The 16166-nt window shown below is 65.6% G+C and carries 16 protein-coding genes and 1 riboswitch; of the genes, 13 read left to right on the top strand and 3 right to left on the bottom strand.

Translation table 11 applies throughout. The features are described 5' to 3' along the window. The first annotated feature begins 139 nt into the window (after positions 1-139). From OC450_RS02130 to OC450_RS02095, 8 genes are all read left to right on the top strand, one after another. Positions 140-1360: a helix-turn-helix domain-containing protein gene (locus tag OC450_RS02130; RefSeq protein WP_211384461.1), complete on the top strand. Its 1221-nt coding sequence runs from the start codon at positions 140-142 to the stop codon at positions 1358-1360. A 30-nt stretch (positions 1361-1390) separates the two neighbouring features. After that, a complete protein-coding gene (locus tag OC450_RS02125; protein WP_211384460.1) occupies positions 1391-2029 on the top strand; it encodes a PQQ-binding-like beta-propeller repeat protein in 639 nt (212 codons plus the stop codon). 201 nt (positions 2030-2230) lie between these two features. Further along, a complete protein-coding gene (locus OC450_RS02120; RefSeq protein WP_262047076.1) occupies positions 2231-3793 on the top strand; it encodes a DUF4403 family protein in 1563 nt (520 codons plus the stop codon). A 129-nt stretch (positions 3794-3922) separates the two neighbouring features. Then, the gene (locus tag OC450_RS02115; protein ID WP_256805967.1) at positions 3923-5032 is read left to right on the top strand and encodes an ABC transporter ATP-binding protein; all 1110 of its coding nucleotides are present in this window, start codon (positions 3923-3925) and stop codon (positions 5030-5032) included. A 67-nt stretch (positions 5033-5099) separates the two neighbouring features. Beyond that, positions 5100-6158: an ABC transporter substrate-binding protein gene (locus OC450_RS02110; RefSeq protein ID WP_256805966.1), complete on the top strand. Its 1059-nt coding sequence runs from the start codon at positions 5100-5102 to the stop codon at positions 6156-6158. Positions 6159-6379: 221 nt separating this feature from the next. Further along, on the top strand, positions 6380-7642 hold the full coding sequence (locus tag OC450_RS02105) for an ABC transporter permease (protein WP_410050488.1): 1263 nt from the start codon (positions 6380-6382) through the stop codon (positions 7640-7642). Continuing rightward, entirely contained in the window at positions 7639-8469 is an 831-nt protein-coding gene (locus OC450_RS02100) for an ABC transporter permease (protein WP_256805965.1), read from the top strand. The genes OC450_RS02105 and OC450_RS02100 overlap by 4 nt, the downstream gene beginning before the upstream one ends. 301 nt (positions 8470-8770) lie before the next feature. Then, positions 8771-9982: an ABC transporter substrate-binding protein gene (locus tag OC450_RS02095; RefSeq protein ID WP_256805964.1), complete on the top strand. Its 1212-nt coding sequence runs from the start codon at positions 8771-8773 to the stop codon at positions 9980-9982. A 192-nt stretch (positions 9983-10174) separates the two neighbouring features. Here the strand turns inward: OC450_RS02095 and OC450_RS02090 are convergent, their stop codons facing one another. Both OC450_RS02090 and OC450_RS02085 read right to left on the bottom strand, forming a co-directional pair. Continuing rightward, entirely contained in the window at positions 10175-10711 is a 537-nt protein-coding gene (locus tag OC450_RS02090; protein WP_211384454.1) for a PRC-barrel domain-containing protein, read from the bottom strand. A 224-nt stretch (positions 10712-10935) separates the two neighbouring features. Beyond that, positions 10936-11487: a hypothetical protein gene (locus tag OC450_RS02085; protein ID WP_211384453.1), complete on the bottom strand. Its 552-nt coding sequence runs from the start codon at positions 11485-11487 to the stop codon at positions 10936-10938. A gap of 180 nt (positions 11488-11667) precedes the next feature. Here OC450_RS02085 and OC450_RS02080 point away from each other — a divergent pair, with 180 nt between their 5' ends. Then, complete coding sequence (locus tag OC450_RS02080) at positions 11668-12438, top strand: response regulator (protein ID WP_211384452.1); 771 nt, start codon at positions 11668-11670, stop codon at positions 12436-12438. A 13-nt stretch (positions 12439-12451) separates the two neighbouring features. After that, positions 12452-13780 carry an ATP-binding protein gene (locus OC450_RS02075; RefSeq protein ID WP_262047075.1) on the top strand — a complete coding sequence of 443 codons (1329 nt, stop codon included), beginning with the start codon at positions 12452-12454 and terminating at the stop codon, positions 13778-13780. 2 nt (positions 13781-13782) lie between these two features. Here OC450_RS02075 and OC450_RS02070 read toward each other — a convergent pair whose 3' ends face one another. Continuing rightward, positions 13783-14001, bottom strand: a complete 219-nt coding sequence (locus OC450_RS02070; protein ID WP_211384450.1) for a hypothetical protein — start codon at positions 13999-14001, stop codon at positions 13783-13785. A 235-nt stretch (positions 14002-14236) separates the two neighbouring features. Between OC450_RS02070 and OC450_RS02065 the strand changes: the two genes are divergently transcribed. From OC450_RS02065 to thiS, 3 genes are all read left to right on the top strand, one after another. Beyond that, positions 14237-14770: a lytic transglycosylase domain-containing protein gene (locus OC450_RS02065; protein WP_211384449.1), complete on the top strand. Its 534-nt coding sequence runs from the start codon at positions 14237-14239 to the stop codon at positions 14768-14770. Between the two features lie 52 nt (positions 14771-14822). Continuing rightward, positions 14823-14950, top strand: a riboswitch (TPP riboswitch). Further along, positions 14938-15957: an FAD-dependent oxidoreductase gene (locus OC450_RS02060; RefSeq protein WP_256805959.1), complete on the top strand. Its 1020-nt coding sequence runs from the start codon at positions 14938-14940 to the stop codon at positions 15955-15957. Its footprint overlaps the riboswitch before it by 13 nt. Positions 15958-15964: 7 nt before the next feature. Continuing rightward, positions 15965-16162: a sulfur carrier protein ThiS gene (thiS, locus tag OC450_RS02055; RefSeq protein WP_211384447.1), complete on the top strand. Its 198-nt coding sequence runs from the start codon at positions 15965-15967 to the stop codon at positions 16160-16162. Positions 16163-16166 lie beyond the last annotated feature (4 nt).

The following is a 16166-nucleotide window of genomic DNA, read 5'->3' as shown; positions in this document are numbered from 1 at the left end:
TCTCTTGTCTGGGCGGGCTCTCCGCGGGTCGCTATGACAGACGCGGAACCGCTCGCCCCTTACCGCATGTTGCCGGCGGTCAACGATTTGTGGCATCGGACGGTTGCGCGGTGGGAGTAACAAGTGTGGCGGGATTTGAATGGAGTCGCTGATCACGGCCGCGGCGCGCGCGCTCGAAGCCGGCGATCCGCTCGGCGCGCTGAACCGCGTAGCGCTGCGCAACGATGCACCGTCGCTGGCGCTGCGCGGCATCGCGATGGCGCAGCTCGGCGATCTCGCAAAGGCGAAGACGCTGCTGCGGAGCGCCGCACGCGCCTTCGGTCCGAGAGAGGCGGTCGCGCGCGCAAGGTGCGTCGTGGCGGAGGCCGAGATCGCGCTCGTCTCGCGCGACCTGAACTGGCCGGCGAACACGCTCGCGGCTGCGCGAGCCACGCTCGAACGGCACGGCGATCTCGCCAACGCCGCCCATGCGGGCCACATCGAGGCGCGCCGTCTTCTCCTTCTCGGACGCCTCGACGAGGCCGAGCGCACGCTGGCGGTGCTCGGTACCGCATCGCTCCCACCTGCCTCCCAGGTCGCCCGTGAGCTCGTCGTCGCGGGCATCGCAATCAGGCGCCTGCGAACGAAGGATGCGCGCACGGCGCTCGAGCGCGCCTATCGCGCAGCACAGCAGGCCGGCATCCCTGCGCTCGCGGCCGAGGTCGAAAGCACGAACCGCGTGCTCGATACGCCGGCAGCGCGGCTGATCACGCGCGGACACGAGCGGCCGTTACGGCTCGAAGAGGTCGAGGAGCTCGCGACATCGCAGGCGCTGCTGGTGGACACGTTCCATCACTCGGTTCGCCGGCGAGGCACCGTGGTGGCGCTCGGAAGGCGGCCGGTACTGTTCGCGCTCGCCCGCATCCTCGCGCAGGCTTGGCCCGCGGATGTCTCCCGGGAGGCGTTGATCACAGGGGCGTTTCAGGCGAGGCACGTCGATGAATCGCATCGCGCGCGCCTGCGGGTCGAGATCGGGCGGCTCCGCACCAAGCTCAAGCCTCTCGCCGATGTCAGCGCGACCAGGCAGGGCTTTGCGCTGACACCGCGCAGGACAAGAGACGTCCTCGTGCTGGCGCGGCCCGTCGAGGAAAAGCACGCCGCGGTGCTCGCCTTCCTCTCCGATGGCGAACCCTGGTCTAGCTCGGCGCTCGCGCTCGCGCTGGGAACGAGCGCGCGCACCGTGCAGAGGTCTCTCGAAGAGCTGGCGCGGTCGCACAAAGTGCAGTGCTTCGGCCATGGCCGGGCAAGACGCTGGATGACCCCGCCCGTCCCGGGTTTCCCGACAGGCTTGTTACTCCCCGGCCCGCTCCTGAAGACGTAAGGTGGGATCGTCTCACAGGGATCGAGCAACATGAAGCGTTCAGCAGCCGAGATCGTCAGGGAATACGGGCCCTTTGCGGGCGTCGAAGCCGTGCACGGCGTCACCTATGACGGGAGCCATATGTGGTTCGCGTCCGGCGACAGGTTGAATGCGGTCGATCCGGCCGACGGCAAGATTGCGCGCTCGATCGATGTCGCCGCGCATGCGGGAACGGCGTTCGACGGCCGGCACCTGTTCCAGATCGCCGAGGACCGAATCCAGAAGATCGACGCGGCGAGCGGCAAGGTGCTTGCTACCATCCCGGCGCCCGGCGGCGGTGGCGATTCCGGACTGGCCTGGGCCGAGGGCTCGCTCTGGGTCGGTCAATATCGCGAGCGCAAGATCCATCAGGTCGATCCCCAGTCGGGAAAGATTCTCCGCACCATCGAAAGCAAGCGCTTCGTCACCGGGGTGACCTGGGTGGACGGCGAGCTCTGGCACGGCACCTGGGAGGGCGAAGAGAGTGACGTGAGGCGGATCGACCCCGAGAACGGCAAGGTGCTGGAGCAGCTCGACCTGCCCGCCGGCACGATGGTTTCAGGGTTGGAATCCGACGGCGGCGACCGCTTCTTCTGCGGTGGGGGAAGCGCCGGCAAGGTGAGAGCGGTCCGCCGTCCCAAGCGCACATAGAGCATGATCCGGAAAAGTGCGAAGCGGTTTTCCGAAAAGATCATGCTCAAACAACAGCTTTAGGCGCGATGATGGCCTGAATGCACGGCAACGGCGCGTTCGCCGCCGTTAACCCATTCGCCCCAATTCCACCCCATCGGTGCGCTCTAGCGCCCTGCTCGCCTGCCCTGTAAAATCCCCGTTGGGCGGCTTGGGGGTAAGATGCGTCTGACGTTGAACCTGAAGACTATCCTGATCGGCGTCGCGGTGCTCGCGGCGTCGTTTTTCATCAGCCTGAAGGCGATGGACTTGTTGTCGCCGCGAGCGACGAATTCCGCGCCGCCGGTCGCGCAACTGCCGCCGCTGCCGCCGGTCTCGAAGAGCTCGATCGTGGTGGCGCCGGTCGCGATCGCGCTGTCGGCGATCCGCGAGCAGGCCGAGAAGGCTTCGCCGCGCAATTTCGCCGGCAAGGCCGAGAACCCGATCTCGCAGATCCTGCAGGATGCCGACATCGGCTGGACGGCGGCGCGCGGACCGATGTCGGCGGCCGGCGACAAGGACGTGCTGACGCTGTCGACGCCGCTCACGGGCAAGCTGAACGTGACGGGCTCGCTGTCGTCGAAAGCGACCGGCGCCCTCGGCGAGGCGCTCGGCAGCGTGCTCGGCGGCAATGCCGCCAAACAGATCGGCGCGGTCAACATCAAGAACCTGAACGCCAGCGCCGAGATCAGGGGCAACGTCGTCGTCACCTCGCGGCCGAAGCTCGCGGCCAACTGGCATCTCGAGCCCAATCTCGGCGCCCAGGTCAATCTCGGCGACACCAACCTCAACGTCGCCGGCGCCAAGGTCAACGTGCCGGCGCAGGTCAAGCCGCTGATCGACAAGAACGTCGGCGAGCAGATCAATGTTGTTTCCGAGCGCATCCGCAACGATCCTTCGTTGCGCGAGAATGCGAAGCTGCAATGGGCCAAGGCCTGCCGCTCGATTCCGCTGCAAGGTTCCTCGGCCGCGCTGCCGCCGCTCTGGCTGGAGATGAAGCCGATCCGCGCCATCGCGGCGCAGCCGCGCGTCGACGCGCAGGCGGTGACGCTGCTGTTGGGCCTCGAGGCCGAGACGCGGGTCACGTCGACGCCGACCAAGCCGGACTGCCCGTTTCCCGACAAGATCTCGATCGTGCCGCCGACCGGCACCGGCGTGAACATCGGCGTGCCGATCGACGTGCCCTTCACCGAGATCAACAAGCTGATCGCGGCGCAGATGGTCGGCCACACCTATCCCGAGGACGGCTCCGGCCCGGTGGACGTCACCGTCAAGAGCGTCAACGTGGTCCCGTCGGGCGAGCGCCTTCTGATCTCGCTGCTGGTGCGCGCCAAGGAGAAGAAGAGCTGGCTCGGTCTCGGCGCCGAAGCAAATGTGCACATCTGGGGCCGGCCGATGCTGGACCAGGCACAGCAGACGCTGCGCCTCGCCGACATCCAGCTCGCGGTGGAATCCGAGGCGGCCTTCGGCCTGCTGGGCGCCGCCGCACGCGCGGTGGTGCCGCAGATGCAGCAAGCGCTGGTGCAGAAGGCGACGCTCGATCTGAAGCCGATCGCCGCCAACGCCCGCGAGAAGATTGCCGCCGCGATCGCCGACTACCAGAGGAACGAGGACGGCCTCAAGGTCGAGGCGAAGATCGACAGCCTGACGCTGGCCGACATCGCCTTCGATTCCAAGACGCTGCGCATCGTCGCCGAAGCCGGCGGCTCGCTGAACGTGTCCGTGAGCAAGCTGTCGGGAATGTAGCGCGCTTTCACCCACCGGGCCCGCGCAAATCGCTTCCGCCGCTGGCATTCTTGTCGGAGGCTGCTAAGCTGTTCTTCGCAACCTCGGACGAGGTCCCGACAGCACTGTAGCTGACAACGCGAGGAAAATATGGAAGCCGGTATGGTCACGCCAGCACCGGCACTGGTGCGCTTTTCCGGCATTCAGAAGACCTATGATGGCGAGCATCTCGTGGTGAAGAACCTCGATCTCGACATCAGGAAGGGCGAGTTCGTGACCCTGCTTGGCCCGTCGGGCTCGGGCAAGACGACCACGCTGATGATGCTGGCTGGCTTCGAGGTTCCGACGCATGGCGAGATCTACCTCGCCGAGCGGCCGATCAAGAACGTGCCGCCGCACAAGCGCGACATCGGCATGGTGTTCCAGAACTACGCCCTGTTTCCGCACCTGACGATCGAGGAGAACGTCGCCTTTCCGCTGTCCGTGCGCAAGGTCAACAAGGCGGAAACGCAAGCGCGCGTCAAGGCAGCGCTACGGATGATCAAGATGGAAACCCTGGCGCAGCGGCGGCCCGGGCAACTGTCCGGCGGCCAGCAGCAGCGCGTGGCGCTGGCCCGCGCGCTGGTCTTCAACCCGCAACTCGTGCTGATGGACGAGCCCCTGGGCGCCCTGGACAAGCGCCTGCGCGAGCAGATGCAGCTGGAGATCAAGCAACTGCACGAGACGATGGGCATCACCGTCGTCTACGTCACCCACGACCAGAGCGAAGCGCTCACCATGTCGGACCGTATCGCCGTGTTCAACGACGGCATCGTGCAGCAGATCGACAGGCCCGATGCGCTGTATGAGCATCCGGTCAACAGCTTCGTCGCCAACTTCGTCGGCGAGAACAATGTGCTGGCCGGCACCGTGGAGACGATCGAGAAGGACTATTGCCGCGTCGCGCTGGCGGCCGGCGGCTCCGTCATGGCCCGTGCGGTCAACGTATCAGGCGCAGGCGCATCGACCTCGTTGTCGGTGCGGCCGGAGCGGATCGCCATTATCCCTGACAGCACCTCCAGCGACGGACCGAACCGGCTGCCGGCCAAGGTGCAGAACACCATCTATCTCGGCGACCACGCGCTGGCCGTGCTCGATGTCGCCGGCAACGCCGAGTTCATGGTCAAGCTTCAGCCGGGGGCGCATGATGGGCTGCGACACGGCGAAAGCGTGTTCATCACCTTCCGCCCCGAGGATTGCCTCGCCCTCGATCCCGTCTGATTCCAACGCAAGCGGCACTTGCACCGATCAACCTCAACGCAACGCAGATGAAGAAGGAACAAGGACCATGCTGAAGCGCAAGATTGGCAAGATTGCTCTGGGTTTCGCCGCTGCACTCACTGCCAGCGCCGGGCTGGCGACAGTCGCGCAGGCGCGTGACCTCACCGTCGTGTCATGGGGCGGCGCGTATCAGGACGCCCAGAAGAAGGTCTATTTCGAGCCGTTCAAGAAGGCGGCCGGCATTGCCATGAACGACGAGTCCTGGGACGGCGGCGTCGGCGTGCTGCGCGCCAAGGTCCAGGGCGGCGCCGCCACCTGGGACGTCGTCCAGGTCGAGAGCGACGAACTCGCGGTCGGCTGCGAGGAAGGCCTGTTCGAGAAGCTGGACTATTCCAAGATCGGCGGCGAGGCCGCTTACATACAGCCGTCGGTCAATCCGTGCGGCGTCGGCGCCATCCTGTACGATTTCGTGCTCGGCTACGACAAGGACAAGCTGAAGGACGCGCCCAAAGGCTGGGCCGACTTCTTCGACACCAAGAAGTTTCCGGGCAAGCGCGCCCTGCGTCAGGGCCCGAAGACCACGCTCGAGATCGCCCTCATGGCCGACGGCGTCGCACCGAAGGACGTCTACAAGGTGCTGGCGACCGACGAGGGCATCGAGCGCGCTTTCAAGAAGCTGGACACCATCAAGAGCGACATCGTCTGGTGGAAGGCCGGCGCGCAGCCGCCGCAATTGCTCGCCTCCGGCGAGGTGGCGATGACCTCGGTCTACAATGGCCGCATCGATACCGCGAACAAGAACGAGAAGAAGAACTTTGGCATGGTGTGGGACGGAGCGCTCTTCACCCTCGACAGCTGGGTCATCCTGAAGGGCAGCCCGAACAAGGACGCGGCCTACAAGTTCCTGGACTTCGCCGGCAAGGCCGAGAACCAGTCGAAGCTGTCGGAGAACATTGCCTACGGGACCTCGAACAAGGACGCCGCCGCCAAGCTGCAGTCCGCCGTGCTGAAGGACCTGCCGACAGCGCCTGACAACATCAAGAACGCGGTCGAGATCAACGTTGCCTTCTGGCTCGAGAACATCGACCGCCTGACCGAGCGCTTCAATAAATGGGCCGCGAAATAGCGCGCGGCCGAAATTGGCGCTGAGGCAAAGACGTGGCAGATAGCACGCCTGCGGCGCATCCTTCGAGACGCCCGCCTACGGCGGGCCCTCAGGATGAGGTCTGAGTTTGTGGCAGTGACTCTACGGGCACCATCGTCGAAGAGCCTGATCCTGAGGAGACCGCGATGCGGTCGTCTCGAAGGACGAGGCGCTTGCTCGGGCCGCTCCGAAGGGCTCACTCCATGACAGGAATGTCTCTAGCCGGCGCCAGTTCGTCGACCGAGGTGCCGCTCAAGCGCCGATTGAGGCGTGCAGAGCGGACACGCCAGGTCAAGGCATTGGCGCTGGTGCTGCCGCTTCTCGTCTTCCTGCTCTTCACCTTCGCGGGCCCGATCGCCGGCATGCTGTGGCGCGCCGTCGATGACCGCGAGGTGCGTCAGGCTCTGCCTCAAACCGTCGCGGCTCTCGCCAGTTGGGACGGCAAGGACCTGCCGGACGAAAAGGCCTACGCGGCGCTGGCAGGCGACATCCTGGCGGCGCGCGCGTCCGGCACCATCGCCATCGCGGCCAAGCGGCTCAATTACGCACTGAACGGCTTTCGCACGATCCTCATCAGCACCGCACGCAATTTGAAGGCGGTGCCGGAGCCCGGCACCGCCAGGGAGACGCTGGGCAAGATCAACCCGGCCTGGCGCGAACGCTCCACCTGGACGACGATCAAGGACGCCAGTGGCCCCGTGACCGGCTTCTACCTTCTGGCAGCGCTCGACCTGACGCGGAACGTGGACGGCGCGATCGTCGCAGCCCCGCCGGATCAGGCCATCTACCGCAGCGTTTTCGCCCGCACCTTCCTCATCAGCCTCAGTGTCACGGTGCTCTGCCTGATCCTTGGCTTCCCGGTCGCCTACCTGCTGGCGACATTGCCGCCGGGCCGGTCCAACCTGCTGATGATCTGCGTACTGCTTCCTTTCTGGACGTCGCTTCTGGTCCGCACATGCGCCTGGATCGTCTTGTTGCAGAGCAAAGGCGTCGTGAACGACAGCCTGCACTGGCTTGGCATCATCGACGAGCCGTTGCGCCTGATCTACAACCGCTTCGGTGTCTGTGTGGCCATGACCCACGTTCTCCTGCCATTCATGATCCTGCCGCTGTACAGCAGCATGAAGGCGATCTCGCCCGCCTACATGCGTGCCGCCGCCTCGCTCGGTGCGCCGCCGCTCGCCGCCTTCCTGCGGATCTACGTGCCCCAGACGCTGCCCGGTATCGGCGCGGGAAGCCTGCTCGTCTTCATCCTGGCGCTCGGCTATTACATCACGCCGGCGCTCGTCGGAGGCGCCGCCGATCAGATGATCAGCTATTTCATCGCGCTCTACACCACCGAGACGGCCAATTGGGGCCTCGCTTCGGCGCTGGGGGCTGTGCTGCTGCTGGCCACCGTTCTGCTCGCTCTCGTCTACGGAAAGCTGGTGCAGGGCCAGCAAGTCACCGGAGGCATGAAGAATTGAGCGAAGCTCCTTCCCTCCGCACACCCAGCCAGCGCATCGCGTGGACCGCGACGATCGTTGTCTCCACGCTGGTGTTCATCTTCCTGATCACGCCGATCCTGGCGATCATGCCTCTGTCCTTCAGCTCAGGCTCCTATTTGACCTATCCGCTGCCCGGCCTTTCCTTGCGCTGGTACGGCGACTTCATCAATTCGCCGCGCTGGATGAATTCGCTGAAGAACAGCATGATCATCGGCGTCGCCTCGACCCTGCTGTCGATGGTGCTCGGCACGCTGGCCGCACTGGGGCTGGCGCAATGGAAGAGCCGGCTCAAACCGCTCGTGCTCGCTTTCGTGCTGTCGCCGGTGGTCGTGCCGGGCGTCATCACCGCGGTCGGCCTGTATTTCTTCTTCGCGCCGATCGGACTGACCGGCAGTTACCTCGGCTTGATCCTGGCCCACACCGCGCTGGCGACGCCCTTTGTGGTGATCACGGTCGGCGCGACGCTGCAAAGCTTCGACACCAATCTGGCGCGCGCCGCCGCCTCGCTCGGCGCCTCGCCGCTTGACGCGTTCCGCCGCGTGATCCTGCCGCTGATCCTGCCGGGCCTGGCATCAGGTGCGCTGTTCGCCTTCGCGACCAGCTTCGATGAGGTCGTGATCGTGCTGTTCATGGCAGGTCCCGAGCAGCGCACCCTGCCGCGCGAGATGTTCAGCGGCATCCGCGAGAACATCAGCCCGACCATCACGGCGGCGGCGGTGATCCTGACGACGGTGTCGGTCATCCTCCTCGCCACCCTGGAAGGCTTGCGCCGACGCAACGAACGGCTCAAGGGCAGCGGCGCCTGACCGGCGGCGCACTTTTTCTTCTTCCTTCCCCCCTTGTGGGAGAAGGTGGCGCGAAGCGCCGGATGAGGGGTTGCCTCCGCAAGTACGAATGCAAGATGGTTGCATGCGGCAAGAACCCCTCACCCGTCTCGCCGCTATGCGGCGAGCCACCCTCTCCCACAAGGGGAGAGGGCTAGAACACCGTCGCCCCCTGCTTATTTGTCCACCCCCTCACGCATCTTTGGCTTAGCTGCCGCGACCGTTTGTCGCTAGAACAGTCCCCGCAACAAAACCCAAACAACAACACACGGGGAGAAAAACCATGCAAAAACTCATCGCCGCCGTCGCGGCCGGTCTCGCGCTCGCCGCCACGTCAGGCGCCGCGCAGGCGCAGATTTCCGACGACGTCGTCAAGATCGGCGTGCTCACGGACATGTCGAGCCTCTATGCCGACGCGACCGGCAAAGGCTCGCTGGCCGCCGTCGAGATGGCCGTCGCCGATTACGGCGGCAAGGTCGCCGGCAAGCCTGTCGCAGTGGTCGCCGCCGATCACCAGAACAAGCCCGATGTCGGCGTCAACATCGCCCGCAACTGGTACGACAACGACAAGGTCGATGCGATCTTCGACGTGCCGACCTCGTCGGTGGCGCTGCCGATCTCGGCGCTGACGCGCGAGAAGAACAAGATCAACATCAATTCCGGCGGCGGTTCGTCCGACATCACAGGCGTCGCCTGCTCGCCCAACACGGTGCACTGGACCTACGACACTTATGCGCTGTCGAACGTCGCCGGCAAGGCGATGGTGAAACGCGGCGAGGACAGCTGGTTCTTCATCACCGCCGACTACGCCTTCGGCATGGCGCTGCAGCGCGACGCCGCCAACGTCGTCAAGGAGAGCGGCGGCAAGGTGCTCGGCGAGGTCCGTCATCCGCTCAATTCCTCGGACTTCTCCTCCTTCCTGCTCCAGGCCCAGGCCTCCAAGGCCAAGGTGGTCGCGCTGGCCGATGCCGGCGGCGACACCACCAATGCGCTGAAGCAGGCGGCCGAGTTCGGTCTCGTGCAAGGCGGCCAGAAGATGATCGCGCTGCTCATGGAGATCACCGACGTTCATTCGCTCGGCATCAAGGCGACGCAAGGCCTGATCATCACCGACGCCTTCTACTGGGACATGAACGAGGAGACGCGCGCCTTCTCCAAGCGCTTCAACGAGAAGGTCGGTCACATGCCGACCATGATCCAGGCCGGCCTCTATTCGGCGACCATGCACTATCTGAAGGCGATCGAGGCCATCAAGACCGACGAGGCGCCGAAGGTGATGGAAAAGATGCGCGCCACGCCGGTCAACGACTTCTTCGCCAGGAACGGCAAGATCCGCATCGACGGCCGCATGGTCCACGACATGTATCTGTTCGAGGTGAAGAAGCCCGAGGAATCCAAGGGCGAGTGGGACCTCTACAAGCTGATCGCCACCGTGCCCGGCGACGAGGCGTTCCGTCCGCTCGACAAGGGCGGCTGCCCGCTGGTGACGCACTGAACCAGCATCCTCCTTCATTGCGAGCGACTTGTCCGCCGTAGCTCGAAGAGCGAAGGCGGAAGCGAAGCAATCCAGAAATCCATCCGCTTCGGATTGCTTCGTCGCAAGTGCTCCGCGATGACGGGAGACGAAAAAACACGACAGCGCGCCCGGCAAGACCGGGCGCGCTTCGTTTAGCCAGTCAGAGCCGCATTACTCCGAGTACTTGAACTCGGGCATGTTCTTCAGCTCGTCCTTGGTCGCGTTGAACACGGCGTGGTCCGGATACCACTTCGACGAGGCCGTCGTGGTCGTGGTCGTGGTCGTGGTCTTTTCGGTGCCGGTCGCAGCACCCGTGGTCGTGGTGGTGGCCGGCTTGGCGTTCGGATTTGCGCCGGCCGCGCCGGTATAGGCCACGGCCTCATTGACGAACTTCAGCTTGTCGTAGGGCACGGCAACCAGATGCTCGCCCATGCCGAGGAAGCCGCCGACGCCGATGACGGCAATCTTGATGGCGCCGCTCTTGTCCATCAGCAGGTCGTTGATCGAGCCGATGTTCTCGTTGGCCTCGTTGTAGACCTTGACGCCGTCCATCTTGGACGTACGCCACTGCCCGGACGCGCTCGTGGTCGTCGTCGTGGCGACGGCAGCCGGAGCCTTGTCAGTGGTCGCGGTCGGATTCTGTGCGAACGCAACGGTTGCGAGCAGTGCGGTTCCGGCGAGGCCGGCCGCGATCGATTTCATCAACATATTGTTCTCTCCTTCAGCAAAAAACTGATACGGAGAAAACAGCGCTGATCACTCGCAGTTCCTTGCGTGCTGCAATTTCGTCGCGCGATGCGCGCGCGTGAACGCGTGCGATTGTTCCAGAATCACTAAGGAACATTTTGCAGCGCACCGTTCCCCGCCGCCGACCGTGCGCCCTGGGTGAAGCACGACCGCGGCGAGGAACGCGCCGACCCGCGTCGCTCAGGTCAGCTCTTGTAATCGATCAGAAGCGCCGAGAAATCCGAGCTGCCGGATGAGCTGCCGCTGGCGCCATAGGACGACGATGACGATTGCGACTGCTGCAGCGCCTGGAGGAACTGTTGGAGAATTTCCGCCGTGGTGGAGTCGGTCGACGTGCTGCTGGTCGAATCCGTCGACGACGAATCCGAAGAGCTGTCATCCGGAGGCGGACCGGGCGGCGGCCCGCCTGCGCCGCCGGGACCGCTCGCGAAGGCGGACTGAAACACGTTCTTGAGCTCGTCGGCCTGGTCCGAGGTCAGCGTCCCGTTCGACACCTCGTTGGAGATGAGGTCGTCGATCTTCGACTGAAGCTCGTCCTTGGAGGGAGGCGTGCCGCTCGACTGATCGCTGGACCGGCTCGACTGCAAGGCCGTGTCGATGTCGGTCAGCGCCGTCGAGAGCGCCGACTGGTCCGACGACGAAACCGTGCCGGCGGAAACTTCCGATTGCAGTTCCTGCTGCAGTCGCTGCAGCGGCGACTGGTAGTTACCGGCGGAGGCCGCCGAAATCGAGGTCATCATGGCTCCGTGGGTTTTGCGGGGTTTCGTAGCAAACGCCGTCACGGTATGGTTAACGGGCTTAACGAGACCTTGCCGCTCCACGACCAGGTCGTGTCCCGGTGTTGCGGCGTGGACCATGGAAACAATCCGAAACAAAAATCTTCGCCATTTGGCCCGAATCTTGGACAAACAAAGCGCATGGCCATTCCCAATCCCAACATCCTGGTCGTCGAGGACGACCGCGAAACCCGGACGTTGATCGCGAAGTACCTGCGCAACAACGCCTGCAACGTCACTGCCGTGAGCGACGGCCGCGAGATGTCGCGCGCGATGGCCGATCATCGCGTCGACCTCATCATCCTCGACGTCATGCTGCCCGGCGAGGACGGCCTCAGCCTGTGCCGCAAGGTGCGGTCGGAGGGGCAGACGCCGATCATCATGCTGACCGCGCGGGGCGAGGACGTCGATCGCATCGTTGGCCTCGAGATGGGCGCGGACGATTATCTGTCGAAGCCCTTCAACCCGCGCGAGCTGCTCGCGCGCATCAACGCGGTGCTGCGCCGGCAGGCCGCCGCTCAGGCGGCGAGCTCGATCGAGGGGGCCTCCACGCTCGCCTTCGAAGGCTGGCGCATCGATTTGCGCCTGCGCGAGCTGCGCAATCCGGAAGGCGCCCGCGTCGCGGTGACCAGCGCCGAGTTCGATCTCTTGCGCACGTTCTGCGAGCGGCCCGGCCGCGTGCTGTCGCGCGACAGCCTGCTCGACCTGACGCAGGGCCGCAACACCGGCTCGTTCGAGCGTTCCATCGACGTGCTGGTCAGCCGCATCCGCCGCAAGATCGAGCCCAATCCGGCCGATCCGACCATCATCAAGACGGTGCGCTCCGGCGGCTATCTGTTCACGCCAAGAACTGAAGCTGCTGGAACTGAAGCGGCGAGCAACGAAGCGATCGCGGCGCCCCTGGGCAACTAGTGGGGCGGCCCTCATGATGCCGTTCCGCTTCTTCCACCTCAAGAGCATCGGCGGACAGATCGCCGCGCTGGTGGTGGCGTCGATCGTCGCGCTGCATCTGATCCTCACCGTCAGCTTCCTGATCAGCCGGCCGGACCGCGCTGATCCGCCGCCCGACAGCGCACATCAGCTCGCCGATGCGGCCCTCCTGCTCGACGGCGCCGATGCCGGCGAGCGGCCACGCATCCTCGCCGATATCGCGCGGGCGTTCCCGAAGGCCGGGATCGAGCTGCTCGCGCCAGGGACCGTCTCGGCCGCCGGGAACAGCGACGGCCCGCACGTGCACAACGTCCGCCGGCATCTCGGCCGTCAATACAGCGTCACGGCGCTGGCGCCGCAGGCCGGCACACACCGGATTGCGATCGGATTGCCCGACGGCACCATGATCGCGGGCCGGGTCGAGCAGGGACCCTATCCGCCGCGATTCTGGGGCGGCCCGTGGATGATCACGCTGCTGTTCGCGCTGATCAGCGTCACCATGCTCGGCCTGTGGGCGGCCTATGCGCTGGCCGCGCCGCTGTCGTCCTTCGCCAAGGCCGCAGAAAATTTCAGTCTCGACGTCGCCGGCGAGCCGCTGCCCGAGCGCGGTCCGGAGGAGATCCGCTCGGTCGCGCGCGCGCTCAACCGCATGCACGAGCGGATCGCGCGGCTGATGTCGGATCGCACCAGGATGCTGGCCGCGATCAGCCACGATCTGCGCACGCCGATCACGCGGCTGCGCCTGCGCGCCGAGTTCATCGAGGACGAGGGCAACCGCAAGCGCATGCTGATCGACCTCGACCAGATGCGCTCGATGCTGGAATCGGTGCTGTCGCTGCTGCGCAACGATCGCAAGATCGAGGCGGTAACGCTGGTCGACATCGCGAGCACGCTGCAGCTCATCGCCGACCAGTTCGGCGACATGGGCCATGTCGTGCACTATGACGGCCCGCTCTCCGCGACCGCCGCGGCGCGGCCCGACGATCTGCATCGCGGCATCACCAACCTCGTCGAGAACGCGGTGCGCTTCGGCGCCGAGGTCACGATCCGCCTCCAGATGTCGGGCACGAAACTCGTCATCGACGTCGAGGACGACGGTCCCGGCATTTCGGATGCGCGCAAGCAGGAGATGCTGGAGCCGTTCGTGCGCGGCGACGACGCGCGCACCATGGACGAGTCCACCGGCTTCGGGCTCGGCCTGTCGATCGCGCGCGCGATCGCGATCGCCCATGGCGGCGAGCTTTCGCTGCACGACCGCGAGCCGCACGGCCTGATCGTGCGGATGCAATTGCCGGTGTGGCAGCAGCCGCGGCTGGCGGCTTGATCTCAGGCTGCGAGTGGCGGATACGCGATGGCCGCAGGCTCATCGAAGATCGCGATCGCCTCGAAGCGGTAGCTGCAGGCGTGGCACGTCCAGAGATACGAGACGCGCCCCTCGCCCGGCTCGATCCAGTCGGGCTGCGCGATCGGCGCGCCGCACTGGGCACAGGGGTTCTGCTTGGGGATGTCGCCGGTGCTGGCTTCGACCATGGTTGCTTTTGTCATGGCACCTCTCCCGATTTGCAGCGCTTGCATACTCGCTTTCGCAGGCTTGCGCGAATAGACAGGCGTGCTGTCGCGAGCTGTCCTGCCTGAGGGAACTCTTGCGCCGGCATTGAGTCGTAATAGCGGCTCGGCGCTGCGAAAACGAGAACGGCGGCGTTTGGCCACATCATCGCCGCGTTCGGGGGGCCTAACGGCAGGCCGGGCGCAGGTTGCTCAGGGACATCCGGGATATCCGATGAAAATTTTACGCGTTGCCGCGCTGCTCGCGGCCGGACTGGTGTTACCGCAGGCCGCGTTCGCGGGCGAAGCCGAATACGCCGAGATGGTCGCGGCCCATGCCCGCGCCAACGGCGTGCCGGAGGCGCTGGTGCATCGCGTCATCATGCGCGAGAGCCGCTATCAGCCCGGCCTCGTCGGCCGTGGCGGCACCATCGGGCTGATGCAGATCAAGCTCGCGACCGCTCGCGGGGTTGGCTACACCGGCGATGCCGCCGGGCTGCGCGATCCCAACACCAACCTCACCTATGCCGTGAAATACCTCGCCGGCGCCTATCACGCCGCCAATGGCGACCATGCCCGCGCCGTGCGCTATTTCGCGGGCGGCTACTACTACGCCGCAAAACGGCAGCGGCAGGAGGCCGTGCAGGTCGCCAATGTCGGCGAGACCTGGCTCGAGCCGAACGGCAATCCGCAGCCCATGTTCGGCGCGACGCCGCACAGGAAGCTCGCCCAGCGCGTCCGCAACGCTCGCGCCCAGGCGCCGAAGTAACCCCGGTTCCCGGCAACATACATTGACACCACGCCCCACTGGCATACATTAGAGCCGTTCCGAGGGGTGCTCCGAGGAGGAGCTGAGATACCGCTAAATGGGCAATCCGCCCAGGACCGCGGTGACCCTTTGAACCTGATCCGGGTCATGCCGGCGAAGGGACAGGGATGTTGCAGACGACCAAGCGACCGGATTCCCCGGTATCCATCATCGGCGCAGGCATTGCGGGCGCATGGCAGGCACTGCTGTTCGCGCAGGCCGGCCATGCCGTGACGCTACACGAGCGCGGTGACGCGGCGATGACCGACGCCACCAGCCATTGGGCCGGCGGCATGCTGGCGCCCTGGTGCGAGGCGGAGGTCGCCGAACCCGTCATTTCCAGGCTCGGCCTGCGCTCGCTCGACATCTGGCGGCGCGAATTGCCGGATACGCCGTTCAACGGCTCGCTCGTCGTCGCCCACCCGCGCGAGCGCAACGATTTCGAGCGCTTTGCCCGGATGACCGGGGGACACCGCCGGCTCGATGCCGCCGGCCTCGCCGAGCTCGAGCCGTCGCTGGAGGGCCGCTTCCGCGACGCGCTGTTCTTCCCGACCGAGGGCCATGTCGAGCCGCGCCGCGTGCTGCCCAAATTGCACGAGCGCATCAAAGCTGCCGGCGGCACCATCAAATTCTCCAGCGACGTTTCCGCCCAAGATCTGCAAGACCTCGACGGCATCGTGATCGACTGCCGCGGCCTGGCCGCGCGCGACGAGCAGCCGGAGCTTCGCGGCGTCAAGGGCGAGATGATCCTGATCGAGACCGGCGAGGTCGAGCTTTCGCGCCCGGTGCGCCTGATCCATCCGCGCTGGCCGCTCTATGTGATCCCGCGCGAGCAAGGCCTGTTCATGCTGGGTGCGACCTCGATCGAGGCCGAGGACACCGGCGTCAGCGTCCGTTCGGCGCTCGAGCTGCTCGGCGCGGCCTATGCCGTGCATCCCGCCTTCGGCGAGGCCCGCATCGTCGAATTCGGCTCGGGCCTGCGGCCGGCCTTCCCCGACAATCTGCCGCGTATCGGCATTCGCGGCGGCAGGATCAGCGTCAACGGGCTCTATCGCCACGGCTTCCTGATCGCGCCCGCGCTCGCCGAGCTGACGTTGCAGTACGTCCAGCGCGGCCAGATCGACAATGAGGTGATGCAATGCGCGTGATCGTCCAATGCGTTTGATCATCAACGGCGAGCAGCGCGAGGTGAACTCGGCCAGCGTCGATGCGCTGCTGTCCGAGCTCGATTACGAGGGCACCCATTTCGCGATTGCGCTCAACTTCGACGTCGTGCCGAAAAGCCGCTGGGCCGAGACCCACCTCAAGGCAGGCGACGAGATCGAGATCATCACGCCGCGGCAGGGAGGGTGAGAAC

The sequence above is a fragment of the Bradyrhizobium sp. Bra78 genome (assembly GCF_024519855.1).
GTDB classification, from domain to species: Bacteria; Pseudomonadota; Alphaproteobacteria; order Rhizobiales; family Xanthobacteraceae; genus Bradyrhizobium; species Bradyrhizobium japonicum_G.
Note: the sequence above shows the minus strand (reverse complement) of the source record. Positions and strands in the feature narration are given on the sequence as shown.

Bases quoted from the DNA above. Each gene is read 5' to 3' on its own strand.
- OC450_RS02130 (WP_211384461.1), top strand. From the start codon at position 140: ATGGAGTCGCTGATCACGGCCGCGGCGCGCGCGCTCGAAGCCGGCGAT.
- OC450_RS02125 (WP_211384460.1), top strand. From the start codon at position 1,391: ATGAAGCGTTCAGCAGCCGAGATCGTCAGGGAATACGGGCCCTTTGCG.
- OC450_RS02120 (WP_262047076.1), top strand. From the start codon at position 2,231: ATGCGTCTGACGTTGAACCTGAAGACTATCCTGATCGGCGTCGCGGTG.
- OC450_RS02115 (WP_256805967.1), top strand. From the start codon at position 3,923: ATGGAAGCCGGTATGGTCACGCCAGCACCGGCACTGGTGCGCTTTTCC.
- OC450_RS02110 (WP_256805966.1), top strand. From the start codon at position 5,100: ATGCTGAAGCGCAAGATTGGCAAGATTGCTCTGGGTTTCGCCGCTGCA.
- OC450_RS02105 (WP_410050488.1), top strand. From the start codon at position 6,380: ATGACAGGAATGTCTCTAGCCGGCGCCAGTTCGTCGACCGAGGTGCCG.
- OC450_RS02095 (WP_256805964.1), top strand. From the start codon at position 8,771: ATGCAAAAACTCATCGCCGCCGTCGCGGCCGGTCTCGCGCTCGCCGCC.
- OC450_RS02090 (WP_211384454.1), bottom strand. From the start codon at position 10,711: ATGTTGATGAAATCGATCGCGGCCGGCCTCGCCGGAACCGCACTGCTC.
- OC450_RS02085 (WP_211384453.1), bottom strand. From the start codon at position 11,487: ATGACCTCGATTTCGGCGGCCTCCGCCGGTAACTACCAGTCGCCGCTG.
- OC450_RS02080 (WP_211384452.1), top strand. From the start codon at position 11,668: ATGGCCATTCCCAATCCCAACATCCTGGTCGTCGAGGACGACCGCGAA.
- OC450_RS02075 (WP_262047075.1), top strand. From the start codon at position 12,452: ATGATGCCGTTCCGCTTCTTCCACCTCAAGAGCATCGGCGGACAGATC.
- OC450_RS02070 (WP_211384450.1), bottom strand. From the start codon at position 14,001: ATGACAAAAGCAACCATGGTCGAAGCCAGCACCGGCGACATCCCCAAG.
- OC450_RS02065 (WP_211384449.1), top strand. From the start codon at position 14,237: ATGAAAATTTTACGCGTTGCCGCGCTGCTCGCGGCCGGACTGGTGTTA.
- OC450_RS02060 (WP_256805959.1), top strand. From the start codon at position 14,938: ATGTTGCAGACGACCAAGCGACCGGATTCCCCGGTATCCATCATCGGC.
- thiS (WP_211384447.1), top strand. From the start codon at position 15,965: ATGCGTTTGATCATCAACGGCGAGCAGCGCGAGGTGAACTCGGCCAGC.